The sequence below is a fragment of the Arthrobacter mangrovi genome (assembly GCF_026011795.1).
GTDB lineage: Bacteria > Actinomycetota > Actinomycetes > Actinomycetales > Micrococcaceae > Crystallibacter > Crystallibacter mangrovi.
The window spans coordinates 46,638-59,289 of the sequence record NZ_BRVS01000005.1 but is presented as its reverse complement, the minus strand read 5'-3'; the positions used below and the strand labels follow the sequence as shown (position 1 = coordinate 59,289).

At 65.5% G+C, this 12,652-nt stretch carries 16 protein-coding genes; 13 read left to right on the top strand and 3 right to left on the bottom strand.

Features of this window, described 5'->3' with window-relative positions; translation table 11 throughout:
• Positions 1-34 precede the first annotated feature (34 nt).
• The 12 genes from AHIS1636_RS06295 (at position 35) to murA (ending at position 9,772) form a co-directional block, all read left to right on the top strand.
• The gene (locus AHIS1636_RS06295) at positions 35-544 is read left to right on the top strand and encodes a Cg1360 family ATP-synthase-associated protein (RefSeq protein WP_264794970.1); all 510 of its coding nucleotides are present in this window, start codon (positions 35-37) and stop codon (positions 542-544) included.
• Positions 534-791 (top strand): hypothetical protein, encoded by a 258-nt coding sequence (locus tag AHIS1636_RS06290; protein ID WP_264794969.1) that lies wholly within the window; start codon positions 534-536, stop codon positions 789-791. The genes AHIS1636_RS06295 and AHIS1636_RS06290 overlap by 11 nt, the downstream gene beginning before the upstream one ends.
• An 86-nt stretch (positions 792-877) precedes the next feature.
• Complete coding sequence (atpB, locus tag AHIS1636_RS06285) at positions 878-1,684, top strand: F0F1 ATP synthase subunit A (protein ID WP_264794968.1); 807 nt, start codon at positions 878-880, stop codon at positions 1,682-1,684.
• A 66-nt stretch (positions 1,685-1,750) separates the two neighbouring features.
• Positions 1,751-1,954, top strand: a complete 204-nt coding sequence (atpE, locus tag AHIS1636_RS06280) for an ATP synthase F0 subunit C (protein ID WP_005268527.1) — start codon at positions 1,751-1,753, stop codon at positions 1,952-1,954.
• Positions 1,955-2,000: 46 nt separating this feature from the next.
• Positions 2,001-2,564 carry a F0F1 ATP synthase subunit B gene (locus AHIS1636_RS06275; protein ID WP_264794967.1) on the top strand — a complete coding sequence of 188 codons (564 nt, stop codon included), beginning with the start codon at positions 2,001-2,003 and terminating at the stop codon, positions 2,562-2,564.
• Positions 2,564-3,379: a F0F1 ATP synthase subunit delta gene (locus AHIS1636_RS06270; RefSeq protein ID WP_264794966.1), complete on the top strand. Its 816-nt coding sequence runs from the start codon at positions 2,564-2,566 to the stop codon at positions 3,377-3,379. Before AHIS1636_RS06275 ends, AHIS1636_RS06270 begins: the two co-directional genes overlap by 1 nt.
• A gap of 101 nt (positions 3,380-3,480) precedes the next feature.
• The gene (gene atpA / locus AHIS1636_RS06265) at positions 3,481-5,118 is read left to right on the top strand and encodes a F0F1 ATP synthase subunit alpha (protein WP_264794965.1); all 1,638 of its coding nucleotides are present in this window, start codon (positions 3,481-3,483) and stop codon (positions 5,116-5,118) included.
• A gap of 92 nt (positions 5,119-5,210) precedes the next feature.
• Positions 5,211-6,104: a F0F1 ATP synthase subunit gamma gene (locus AHIS1636_RS06260; protein WP_264794964.1), complete on the top strand. Its 894-nt coding sequence runs from the start codon at positions 5,211-5,213 to the stop codon at positions 6,102-6,104.
• Between the two features lie 68 nt (positions 6,105-6,172).
• Positions 6,173-7,636, top strand: a complete 1,464-nt coding sequence (gene atpD / locus AHIS1636_RS06255; protein WP_264794963.1) for a F0F1 ATP synthase subunit beta — start codon at positions 6,173-6,175, stop codon at positions 7,634-7,636.
• A gap of 5 nt (positions 7,637-7,641) precedes the next feature.
• Entirely contained in the window at positions 7,642-7,929 is a 288-nt protein-coding gene (locus AHIS1636_RS06250) for a F0F1 ATP synthase subunit epsilon (protein WP_264794962.1), read from the top strand.
• A gap of 18 nt (positions 7,930-7,947) precedes the next feature.
• Positions 7,948-8,379 carry a DUF2550 domain-containing protein gene (locus AHIS1636_RS06245; protein WP_264794961.1) on the top strand — a complete coding sequence of 144 codons (432 nt, stop codon included), beginning with the start codon at positions 7,948-7,950 and terminating at the stop codon, positions 8,377-8,379.
• A 91-nt stretch (positions 8,380-8,470) separates the two neighbouring features.
• Positions 8,471-9,772 (top strand): UDP-N-acetylglucosamine 1-carboxyvinyltransferase, encoded by a 1,302-nt coding sequence (gene murA / locus AHIS1636_RS06240; protein WP_264794960.1) that lies wholly within the window; start codon positions 8,471-8,473, stop codon positions 9,770-9,772.
• A 71-nt stretch (positions 9,773-9,843) separates the two neighbouring features.
• Here the strand turns inward: murA and AHIS1636_RS06235 are convergent, their stop codons facing one another.
• From AHIS1636_RS06235 to nucS, 3 genes are all read right to left on the bottom strand, one after another.
• Entirely contained in the window at positions 9,844-10,047 is a 204-nt protein-coding gene (locus AHIS1636_RS06235) for a cold-shock protein (RefSeq protein WP_005268536.1), read from the bottom strand.
• A 250-nt stretch (positions 10,048-10,297) separates the two neighbouring features.
• Positions 10,298-11,515, bottom strand: coding sequence for an N-acetylglucosamine-6-phosphate deacetylase (locus tag AHIS1636_RS06230; RefSeq protein ID WP_264794959.1), 1,218 nt, complete (start codon positions 11,513-11,515; stop codon positions 10,298-10,300).
• Between the two features lie 29 nt (positions 11,516-11,544).
• Positions 11,545-12,240, bottom strand: a complete 696-nt coding sequence (gene nucS / locus AHIS1636_RS06225) for an endonuclease NucS (protein ID WP_264794958.1) — start codon at positions 12,238-12,240, stop codon at positions 11,545-11,547.
• Positions 12,241-12,298: 58 nt separating this feature from the next.
• Between nucS and AHIS1636_RS06220 the strand changes: the two genes are divergently transcribed.
• Positions 12,299-12,628, top strand: a complete 330-nt coding sequence (locus tag AHIS1636_RS06220; RefSeq protein ID WP_264794957.1) for an Rv1322 family protein — start codon at positions 12,299-12,301, stop codon at positions 12,626-12,628.
• Positions 12,629-12,652: the final 24 nt, after the last annotated feature.

Sequence of the window (12,652 nt, the reverse complement as noted above, 5' to 3'; positions counted from 1 at the left end):
CGGTCTTCCCCGCCTACTGACTGAATGGACAGCCATGAGTGCACCCGAATCAAACGGCCGCCGCGCCGTTGCCGGTGCACCCCTCCGGGCTGCGGGTCCCACGCCTTCCCCTTGGCTGAGCATCCTGGCCAAGGCAGCAGCGGCGGCCGGTGCGGCCACCTTGCTGGTCATGCTGCTAGGTGCCGTTGTCGCCGGTGGCAATGCGGCCCTCGGCGCCTTGCTTGGCGCGGCCCTGGTCGTGCTGTTCTTCGCCATCAGCCTGCTCGTCGGACATTTCGTCGGCAGGAAGAATCCCTCGGGCGCCATCGGCGCGTTCATCGCCACGTATGTGCTCAAGGTCGTCGGTTTCGGAGCGGCGCTCTTCGTCATAGGTTCGCCGGCCTGGCTGGACACCACCTGGTTCTTCATCGCGGCCGTGGTTGCGGTGGTCGTCTGGCAGGGTGCCGAAGTGTTCGCTTTTTCGCGGGTCCGGTACCAGATCTACGCCGACTCTCCCAAAGGTGCCCCCGGCACCGCCGGAAAGGACGAACGGCATGCCGGCTGAGCCCTCTCCGGACAACCCGGACGGCCGCCGGGAATACAAAGGCGGCAACACGTTGGCCACCTACATTATTGGCGGGATCATCGCCTGGGGTTTGATAGGGTGGGGGCTGGACTTTCTGTTGAATACCCGCTGGCTGTTCATCGTCGGAGCCGTTCTGGGCGCCGGCGGCGGCTACTATCTGGCCCGAAAGCACAACCTCACCCGCAGCCCCCAGCGCAGGCGTGGGGACCGGGGAACCAACAACTAAATGCCAATAACTTCATACGGTGGCATGCCCTCGGCGGCAGGCCACCCCGAAACGCCCAATGATGGACACTGCAGAGAGGAAACGCGTTGATCGCGCTTGCGCTTCCGGCGGCCGCTGATGAAGGTGGCTTCGTCCCACCAACCCTCGAAGATATGCATCTTCCCGAAGTCCTTCCTTGGGCCGCGGAATACGGCACAGGATTCGGAAAGCAGATGCTGCTGGTGCTCCTTTCCGTGGTCCTGATTTCCTGGTTCTTCGTTGCGGCTGCCCGCCGCGGCAAGCTCGTTCCCGGCAAGATGCAGTTCCTCGGCGAAATGAGCTACAACTTCGTCCGCAACTCCGTGGGCAAGGACATCATCGGCGAACGCGACTACCGGCCGTTCGTGCCGCTGCTGTTCGCCCTGTTCTTCTTCATCCTGGTCAACAACCTCTTCGGCTCGATTCCGCTGATCCAGCTGCCGACGACGTCGCACGTGGGCACCGCCTACGCGCTGGCCGGCATCGTGTACGTCACCTGGATCGTCCTGGGCATCCAGAAGCACGGTATCGGCTACTTCAAGCTGGCCGTCGTTCCGTCCGGTGTCCCGAAGGCGATCCTGCCCCTGGTTGTCCTGATCGAAATCATCTCGACCTTCCTGGTCCGTCCGGTCACGCACAGCCTCCGTCTTTTCGCCACCATGCTGGCGGGCCACCTGATCATCATGCTGGCAGCCGCAGGCTCCGAGTTCCTGCTCACCCAGGACCAGCTTCTGCTCAAGCCGCTGGGCATCCTGACGCTCGCCGGCGGTGTGGGCATGTACCTCTTCGAAATCCTGATCCAGGTCCTGCAGGCCTACGTGTTTACGCTGCTGACCGCGATCTACATCCAAGGCTCCCTGGCCGAGGAACACTAAATTTCCCCGCTGGGGAAGCTCCTGAACCAAACAACCTGCCCTTAGCGGCATCTTGAAAGGAAAATAATGGAAGGCAATCTCAACCTCGTAGGTTACGGTCTCTCCGCCATCGGCGGTGCCATCGGTGTGGGCCTGGTATTCGCTGCTTACATCAATGGAGTTGCCCGTCAGCCCGAGGCCCAGCGCGTGCTGCAGCCGATCGCCTTTTTGGGTCTGGCACTGACCGAAGCTCTGGCTATCCTCGGCCTGGTGTTCGCGTTCGTCCTCTAGTCGGCATCGCGCACTTTTCAAACCGAGTAGATAGGACGGGTGAGATATGAATGAGACAGTAATCCTCGCCGCCGCGGAGGGCGTCAACCCTCTGGTCCCTAACATCTGGGAAATCCTGGTAACGCTGCTTGGCTTCGCCGTGCTCATGTTCATTGTCGTCAAGTACGTCGTTCCGGCGTTCGAGAAGACCTATGCAGAGCGGGCCGAGGCAATCGAAGGCGGAATCGCCAAGGCCGAGGCCGCGCAGGCCGAGGCCAGCGCCGCCCTTGATGAGTACAAGCAGCAGCTGATGGATGCCCGCACCGAAGCCAACCGCATCCGCGAGGAAGCACGTGCAGAGGGCGCCCAGATCCTGGCGGATCTGAAGGAGAAGGCTGCTGCCGAGGCAGCGCGCATCAGCGAGCAGGCCCAGGTGCAGATCGCTGCCGAGCGCCAGACCGCAGTGATTTCGCTGCGCAGCGAAGTCGGCATCCTCGCCACCGAGCTCGCAGGCAAGATCGTCGGGGAGTCCCTGAACGATGACGCACGCGCCGCTCGCGTCGTGGACCGCTTCCTGGCCGACCTCGAGACGGCCGCGCCGGCGTCCCAGAGTGCAGGTGCTGCGAACTAATGGCAGGTGTATCGAGCGAGTCACTGAAAGCGGCACAGCGGGAACTTGAGGCCAAGCTGCCGACGGCTCCACTGTCCCTGGCAGAGGAACTCTTTGCAATCCTTGGCCTGCTGGACAGCAATGCTGGACTGCGCCGGAGCCTGACTGACCCCTCGCGTGAAGGCAAGGACAAAGCCCGGCTCGTTTCGGAGCTGCTCGGCGGAAATGTTTCTGCCGACGCCCGGACCGTCGTCGAGGGCCTGGCCGCTTCGCGGTGGGCCTCCGCGCGTGACATTGGTGATGCCCTGGAGACCCTCGCGGCGACTACGGCGATCGCAGTCGCGGAGAGCAAAGGCACCGGCCTTGACGGACTCGAAGGTCTGGAGAACGACCTGTTCAGCTTCATCAGGGCAGTCAATGCGGACCATGGTCTGCAGCGGGCCCTGTCGGAGCCCCAGGCATCGTCCGAGGCCAAGGTGCGGCTGGCCCTCAAGCTGGTTCCGCACGCCGGTGCGGAAGCGCAGGTCCTGATCAGCCAGGCCGTGTCCGCCCCGCGCGGACTCAAGCCGACTGCCCTCGTCCAGCGTTTCGTGGAGCTTGTCGCCCAGCGCCAGCGGCGCTGGATCGCCGAGGTCAGCGTCGCCCGTCCGCTGACCCCGAGTCAGATCACGCGACTGCAGGCAGGGCTGGACAAGCTGTACGGCCGCGAGCTGAAGATCAACGTCAACGTTGACCCATCGCTGGTTGGCGGAGTCCGTGTCCAGGTCGGGGACGAAGTGGTCGATTCGTCGGTCATCGCCCGCCTGGCGGAACTTCAACGGAAGCTCGCGGTCTAGCTGGTCCCGCAGGGACGAGCTGGCCACGGCCTCATCACAGACTGAATTACACACAGGTCGCCGCAGGCGGCGATCGCAACATAGGAGAGCAGGGACTGCAGATGGCCGAATTGACCATCAACGCCGACGACGTCCGTAATGCACTGAACGAGTTCGCGGCATCCTACGAACCCGGAACGGCCGAGCGCGTTGAAGTTGGCCGCGTAACCACCGCCAGCGATGGCATCGCACGTGTGGAGGGCCTTCCCTCCGCCATGTCGAACGAGCTGCTGCGTTTCGAAAACGGCATCCTGGGCCTGGCCCAGAACCTCGACACCCGCGAAATCGGTGTCGTTATCCTCGGTGAGTTCACCGGCATCGAAGAAGGCATGGAAGTCCACCGCACCGGTGAAGTCCTGTCCGTGCCGGTCGGCGACAACTTCCTCGGACGCGTCGTCGATCCCCTCGGCGAACCGCTCGACGACATGGGACCGATCGAGGCCGAAGGCCGCCGCGCCCTGGAACTGCAGGCGCCGGGCGTGACCCAGCGTAAGTCGGTGCACGAGCCGATGCAGACCGGCCTGAAGGCCATCGACGCCATGATCCCGATCGGCCGCGGCCAGCGCCAGCTGATCATCGGCGACCGCCAGACCGGCAAGTCGGCCATCGCGATCGACACCATCATCAACCAGAAGGCCAACTGGGAGTCGGGCGACGTCAATAAGCAGGTCCGCTGCATCTACGTTGCCATCGGCCAGAAGGCGTCCACCATTGCGGCCGTCCGCAAGACCCTGGAAGAGAAGGGTGCGCTCGAGTACACGACCATCGTGGCCTCTCCCGCGTCCGACCCGGCAGGCTTCAAGTACCTGGCTCCTTACGCCGGCTCGGCCATCGGCCAGCACTGGATGTACGGCGGCAAGCACGTCCTGATCGTGTTCGATGACCTCTCCAAGCAGGCCGAGGCGTACCGCGCCGTGTCGCTCCTCCTGCGCCGTCCGCCGGGACGCGAAGCCTACCCGGGCGATGTGTTCTACTTGCACTCCCGCCTCCTCGAGCGTTGCGCCAAGCTCTCCGACGAGCTGGGCGCGGGCTCGATGACCGGCCTGCCGCTGATCGAGACCAAGGCCAACGACGTTTCGGCCTACATCCCGACCAACGTCATCTCCATCACCGACGGCCAGATCTTCCTGCAGTCGGACCTCTTCAACGCCAACCAGCGTCCCGCTGTCGACGTCGGCATCTCGGTGTCGCGCGTCGGTGGTTCCGCGCAGGTCAAGGCCATGAAGAAGGTCTCCGGTACCTTGAAGCTGGAGCTGGCGCAGTACCGCGACATGCAGGCCTTCGCGATGTTCGCCTCGGACCTCGACGCCGCTTCCAAGCAGCAGCTCGAGCGCGGCGCACGCCTGACGGAACTGCTCAAGCAGGGCCAGTACTCGCCGTTCCCCGTCGAGGAGCAGGTCGTTTCGATCTGGGCCGGCACCAAGGGCTTCCTTGACGATGTCCCGGTTGAGGACGTCAACCGCTTCGAGTCGGAGTTCCTGGAGCACCTGCGGCACCGGTCGCAGGCACTGACGACCATCGCGCAGACCAACGTGCTCGAGGATTCCACGGTCGAGGAGCTGACCGCGCAGATCACCGAATTCAAGAAGGGCTTCTTCGGTGAAGGCGACAACCAGCTCGTAGGCGCAGGCCATGAGGAGTATGACGCTCTGGCCCAGGACGCCGTCGACCAGGAACAGATCGTCCGGCAGAAGCGCTAATTCGTTTTCGCTGGCTGAGCGGGGGCCGGGTTCGTCCCTCCGCGCGAATAACCCGGCCCCGCTCAGCCAGGGGGGATTAGGAAAGGAAAAGTATGGGAGCCCAGATTCGGGTCTACCGCCAGAAGATCGCCTCGACGAGTTCGATGCGCAAGATGTTCAAGGCGATGGAACTGATCGCTGCCTCTCGTATTGGCAAGGCGCGCAGCCGGGTGGCTGCATCGCTGCCTTACGCCAATGCGATCACCCGTGCCGTTTCTGCTGTGGCATCGCAGTCCGAGATCGACCACCCGCTGACCACCGAACCGGAGCAGATCCGGCGGGCGGCCGTGCTGGTACTGACCTCGGACCGTGGCCTGGCAGGGTCTTACTCGGCTTCGGTCCTGAAGCAGGCACAGTCCCTGACCGAGCTGCTGCGCGGAGAGGGCAAAGAAGTCCAGCACTACCTCGTCGGCCGCAAGGCACAGGCTTACTTCGACTTCCGCGGTCTCGACTACCAGCAGGTCTGGACCGGTGGAACCGATTCGCCGTCCTTCGACGTCGCACGTGAGATCGGCGACGCCGTCCTCGGCGCGTTCAACGCGCCGTACGAAGACGGCGGCGTCGACGAGATCCACGTCGTCTACACGCGGTTCAAGTCCATGGTCTCCCAGGAGCCGACGGTCATCCGCCTGCTCCCGCTGGAGGTCGTGGAGCAGGAGGCCGCGTCGGAGTCGGAGCTGCTGCCGCTGTACGAGTACGAGCCCGAGCCCGAGCAGGTCCTGGACGCCCTGCTGCCGCGCTACATCGAGTCGCGTATCTTCGCAGCGCTGCTGCAGGCGGCTGCGAGCGAGCTCGCCGCCCGCCAGCGCGCCATGAAGTCGGCAGGCGACAACGCGAACGAGCTGATCAAGAAGTACACCCGTTTGCGCAACAACGCCCGCCAGGCCGAGATCACCCAGGAGCTCACCGAGATTGTCGGCGGTGCCGACGCACTGAGTGCGTCCTGACCGTCGAGCTCGAAGCACTCCATCAAGACCGTAAACTTAACCACGCATCTAACTGAGAAGTGAGAGAGATGACTGCCCAAACCATCGAGCACGGAACCGGTTCCGTCGCCTCGGGCGCCACTGGCCGTATCGCCCGTGTGATCGGCCCGGTTGTCGACGTCGAATTCCCGGCCGACGCCATCCCCGAGATGTACAACGCCCTGACCGCCGAGATCACCCTCAACGGCGAGACCCACACGATCACCTTCGAGACCTCGCAGCACCTGGGCGACAACCTGGTCCGCGCGATCTCGCTGCAGGCGACCGACGGCCTTGTCCGCGGCACCACGGTGCAGGACACCGGCGCGCCGATCTCGGTTCCGGTCGGTGACGGCGTCAAGGGCCACATCTTCAACGTGCTGGGCAAGCCGCTGGACGTCGAAGAGACCCAGTTGGAAATCACCGAGCGCTGGCCCATCCACCGCAAGGCTCCCCGCTTCGCGGATCTCGAAAGCTCCACCGAGATCCTCGAGACCGGCATCAAGGTCATCGACCTGCTGACCCCGTACATCAAGGGCGGCAAGATCGGCCTGTTCGGCGGCGCCGGCGTTGGCAAGACCGTGCTCATCCAGGAAATGATCACCCGTGTGGCCCGCAACTTCGGCGGTACCTCCGTGTTCGCCGGTGTCGGCGAGCGTACCCGTGAGGGCAATGACCTCTGGGTGGAAATGGAAGAGGCCGGCGTCCTGAAGGACACCGCCCTTGTTTTCGGCCAGATGGACGAGCCGCCGGGAACGCGCCTGCGCGTGGCCCTGTCCGCCCTGACCATGGCGGAGTACTTCCGCGATGTGCAGAACCAGGACGTGCTGCTCTTCATCGACAACATCTTCCGCTTCACCCAGGCCGGCTCCGAGGTATCGACCCTGCTGGGCCGCATGCCGTCCGCCGTGGGCTACCAGCCGAACCTGGCCGACGAGATGGGCCTCCTGCAGGAGCGCATCACCTCGACCAAGGGCCACTCGATCACGTCCATGCAGGCCATCTACGTGCCTGCTGACGACTACACCGACCCGGCTCCGGCAACGACCTTCGCCCACCTGGACGCGACCACGGAACTCTCGCGCGAAATCGCGTCCCGAGGTCTCTACCCGGCCGTGGACCCGCTGACCTCCACCTCGCGAATCCTGGACCCGCAGTACATCGGCCAGGCGCACTACGACGTGGCGATCCGCGTGAAGCAGATCCTGCAGAAGAACAAGGAGCTCCAGGACATCATCGCGATCCTGGGTGTCGACGAACTGTCCGAAGAAGACAAGATCGTCGTCTCCCGCGCGCGCCGCATCCAGCAGTTCCTGTCGCAGAACACCTACACCGCCAAGCAGTTCACCGGCGTCGAAGGCTCGACCGTCTCCATCAAGGACACCGTCGAGGGCTTCAAGGCCATCTGCGACGGCGAGCTGGACCACATCGCCGAGCAGGCCTTCTTCAACGTCGGCGGCCTCGACGATGTCGAGCGGAACTGGGCCAAGATCCAGGAACAGACCGGTAAGTAAAGCCCATGGCTAACGAAACAGCTGATCTGGAAGTTGAGATTGTCGCAGCGGACCACTTCGTGTGGTCCGGCGCGGCGTCCCTGGTCAAGGCCCGTACCGCCGACGGCGAGATCGGGATCCTGCCCGGCCACACTCCGGTCCTGGCCATCCTGGCGCCCGGAGAACTGGCTATCCAGCCCGTCAACGGCGACCGCATCACTGTCACCGTCGACGGCGGGTTCTTCTCCGTTGACAGCAACCGGGTTGTGATCGTGGCGGACAACGCCACGGTCAACGACTTGGCCACGGCTTAGGCCCAACTGGCGGCGCCAGTGAACGAGCTATCCGTCGCGTTCGTTGTCCTTGCGGCATTGTTCGTGCTGCTCGTCCTGGCGCTGCTGGCATTCGGGGTGCGCCGCTATCAACTGCGGCGCGCCCTGGGTACCTTCGATGCCTCCATTTGCCTGCTGCCCGGCAGCTGGCAAATGGGGGTTTGTCGTTATGCGGACAAGCACCTGGAATGGCTGCGGCTGTTCTCGCTAAGCCCCCGCCCGCGCCATCGGTTCCGGCGCAGTGCGCTCGAGCTGAAAGGCTGGCGCCAGCCCACCGAGGACGAACGGCTGCGGATCCAGCCTGGAGCCATTGTCGTGATGCTGACGCACGAGAAGCAGGAACTGCTGCTGGCGATGAACTACGATGTCTACGCCGGATTGTCCTCCTGGCTCGAAGCCGGCCCGGTGATCGGCATCGGAACCTGGCGCTGAACGGTGCGCGGCGTCCATGGACCGGATACAGCGGCTCCCGATGGGGGCCGCTTTCGTTTTACCCATCTGACCTCCTACTAGGATGAGCAACATGGAAGACGTCATAGTCGTCACCGGACCCACCCGGCTTTCCGGGCAGGTGGACGTGGCCGGGGCAAAGAACAGTGTCCTGAAGCTGATGGCCGCGGTGCTCCTGGCCGAGGGCCGGTCCACCATCACGAATGTGCCCAACATCCAGGACGTCTGGATCATGGCCGAACTCCTGCGCCGGCTCGGCTGCGGAGTGGAGTACGACGTCGAGCAGGCGGCTGTGCACATCGACGTTCCGTCAGCGCCCGCGCACCAGGCGGACTACGACCTGGTCCGGGCCATGCGGGCGTCCATTTCGGTTCTGGGTCCGCTCGTGGCCCGGTGCCGGCAGGCCGAGGTGGCGCTTCCCGGCGGCGACGCCATTGGGTCCCGCGGCCTGGACATGCACCGCAGCGGCCTGGAGCTGATGGGTGCCCAGATCGTGATCGACCACGGGTACCTCGTGGCGAAGGCGCCCGGCGGCTTAAAGGCCGCCCACCACCGCCTTTCCTTCCCCTCGGTGGGCGCCACGGAAAACCTGATGATGGCCGCGACCCTGGCCGAGGGGGTGACGACGATCGACAATGCCGCGCGGGAACCGGAAATTTCCGACATCGCGCGGCTCCTGGTCGCGATGGGCGCCCGCATCGAAGGGATCGGGTCGCCCACGCTGGTGATTACCGGCGTCGAACGCCTCCAGCCGGTTGCGCACCGCACCGTGCCCGACCGAATCGTGGCCGGCACCTGGGCCTTCGCGGCCGCGATCACGGGAGGACGGGTTGATATCCGGCACGCCGACCCGTCGCACCTGGGGGTCGTCCTGGACAAGCTGGAGCAGGCCGGGTGCACGGTTGAGCGCCGGGCCGACGGCTTCGTGGTGGAGGGCTCCGGCCGGCCGTCGCCGATCAATGTTTCCACCTTGCCCTATCCCGGGTTTCCCACGGACCTGCAGCCCTTCGTGGTCGCGCTGAACGCCGTCGCCACGGGGAACGGGATGGTGACGGAAAACGTCTTCGAAGCGCGCTGGGGGTTCACCAACGAGCTGGCACGTCTCGGCGCCATCGTGCGCCTGGACGGCCATCATGCGCTCATCAAGGGAGTACCGCAGCTTTCCGGGGCCCCGGTCGAAGCCAATGACATCCGCGCGGGCGCGGCCCTGGTGATTGCCGGCCTGGTCGCAGACGGGATGACGGAGGTCAGGGGAGTGGACCACATTGACCGCGGCTATGAGAATTTCGACGCGAAACTCCGCGCCCTGGGGGCGGTCGTCGACCGGCGGGGGAACGAAGCGGATCCGCTGGCCAAAGCCAGGCTGCTGCGTTAAAGCGAGGAAGCCTCCCGGTGAACCGGGAGGCTTCCTTGCTGTCCGGCCTGTGCCGGGAAGCTAAAGCGAGACTAGATGACGGTAACGCCGGTCGCCTGGGGGCCCTTGGCGCCCTGGCCGATCTCGAAGCTTACGCGCTGGTTCTCGTCCAAGGTCTTGAATCCGCCGGTCTGGATTTCGGAGTAGTGGACGAACACGTCTCCCTCGGAATCATCCGGAGTGATGAAGCCGAAGCCCTTTTCAGCGTTGAACCACTTCACGGTCCCCTGTGCCATGTATTTCTCCTCATAACGGTACTTCTTAGACCGGTGCCCTTTGCACCGGTCCTGGTCACTCCACGGAAGACCTCAGGTTCCGGCAGGCTGCCGAAGCGTTTGAGGAGCTTCACGCTCGCAACAACATGTCTTGCGAGCATGAAAAACTCACCTACACAAAGACTGAGTTAAGCATCACATAGGCATTTGGGCAGGTCAACGCTCATTTGCGAGATTCAACCTTTTGTTAAGCCAAAGTTCCCTGCGGCCTTCACGCCAGCCAGCGGCCCTTCCGGAGGACGGCATTCAGCCGCAGTTCCGGCGTCAGGACAAGCACGTCGGCACGGAAGCCGGCATGCAGGCTGCCCACTTCGTCCGCCAGGCCGAGCACGGCAGCCGGCACGCTGGTGGCGGACGCCAGCGCGTCGGGGAGCGGCACGCCGGATCCGACGGCGGTGCGGACGACGTCCAGCAGGGTCGAGGTGCCGCCGGCCAGCGTGTCCGTGCCCGCCAGGGTCGCGCGGCCGCCGGCCACCGTGACCAGGCGCCCGCCGAGTCCGTACTCGCCGTCCTCGAGCCCCGTGGCGGCGATGGCATCGGAGACCAGCAGGATGTTGGCGGCACCAACGAGCTCGAATACGGTGAGGATGGTCTGCGGATCCAAGTGCGTGCCGTCCGCAATCAGTTCGACCGCTGCTGCCCCTGCGGCGGCAGCGCGGAGGCAGGCCGCAGCCGGCCCGGGGGACCGGTGGTGCAGCGGCGGCATCCCGTTGAACAGATGCGTCACGGTCGGCCGGGCGCTGTAGCCGTCGAAGCCGGCGGACGCGAGTCCCTCGGACGCCTGCGCCAGCGCCGTGGCGGCGGTGGCGGAATCGCACGCGGTATGGCCGATGGACGGGATGACGCCGTGCGCCGTCAGCCGGTCGGCCAGTTCGCCGGCACCGGCCAGTTCGGGGGCGTACGTCATGGTGCGGAGCTGGCCCTGTCCCGCGTCGATCAGCCGCGCCAGCAGTTCCAGGTCCGGATCGTTGAGGTGCGCGGGCTCCAGGGCGCCGGAACATTCGGTCGAGACGAAGGGCCCCTCGGCATGGATGCCGGCCAGCAGCCCGTCGGCACAGAGTCCGGCGAGGACCTGCAGGGCGGCCAGTGCCTGGGCCGGCGGGGCCGGAACCGTGCTCGCCAGCAACGTGGTCGTCCCGCTCCGGTGCAGGAACGCCGCGGCCCGGCGTGCGGCGTCCTCGTCCGCCGAGGAGAAGTCGGCCCCGAAGCCGCCGTGGCAGTGCATGTCCACGAGTCCGGGCACCAGGATGCTGCCGGCCGGCACATCATGTTCCGGACGCCCCTGAGGTGAAAACTCCGGATACGGGCCCGCGAAAACGAGGCGGTCGCCGTCGTACGCCACGACCCCGTTCTCGACGACCGTCCCGTCGCTGACGATCCGCCCGCGGAGGAAGGCGCCGCCCGCTCCGGTGTGGCCGCTGGCTTCCATAGCCGACAGTCTAGACGCCGGCGCCGGACTTAGAAGAGCCGGGACTCGATATCGTCGACCCCGCGCATGGCGTCATAGTCCAGTGTCAGGCAGTCGATGCCGCGGTCTTCGGCAAGCACCCGTGCCTGCGGCTTGATCTGCTGCGCGGCGAAGACGCCCTTCACGGGAGCCAGGAGCGGGTCGCGGTTCAGCAGTTCGAGGTAACGGGTCAGCTGCTCCACGCCGTCAATGTCTCCCCGCCGCTTGAGTTCGACGGCGACCGTGCCGCCGTCGGCGTCGCGGGCCAGGATATCGACCGGGCCGATGGCGGTCATGTACTCGCGGCGGATCAGCGAGTAGCCGTCGCCCAGGGTGTGGATCTGCTCCGCGAGCAGCCGCTGCAGATCCGCTTCGACGCCGTCCTTGACGAGCCCGGGGTCCACGCCCAGGTCATGGCTGAACTCGTGCAGCTGTTCGTGGATGTGGATGACAAGGCGGTCGTCGCTCTTCGCGTGCTGGACGTTCCACACCTCGGTGACGCCCTCGGGGGTGTCGCCCTCGACCGGCTCGTTCACGCGGAGCGTGGCGGGAGGGCTCATCCAGTTGAGCGGCTTGTAGGAACCGCCGTCGGAATGGATCAGGACCGAGCCGTCGGCCTTCACCATGAGCAGGCGCGTGGCCAGGGGCAGATGGGCGCGAAGACGGCCGATGTAATCAACGGAGCAACGGGCAATAACGAGACGCACAGTAGGCCAGCTTACCGTCAGTTTGTCGAGCCCCGCAGGACGCGGGCAGAATGGGCCTATGCCCCGCTCCAATCGCCCGCGCCGCCGGCCGGCCCAGCCTTCGGGCAAGTGGAGCCGCGGCGCGGAACTGGATCTGGAGCGGGCCCGCTTCGGTATTCCGGAGCGCCAAAGCGCACCCGACGGCGAGTGGAACGTGCGGCGGATCACCCAGCGCAACGCGGTGAAAGACTACAGCTGTCCAGGCTGCGGCCTCACCATTGCGCCCGGTGTGGAGCACGTCGTGGCCTGGCGCGAGGATTCCCTGTTCGGCGCCGAGGCGGCGCTGTCCGAGCGGCGGCACTGGCACCATCACTGCTGGAAGACCCGCAGCTTCCGTTACCGGGGCTGAACGTACCGGGGCTGAACGCCGCCG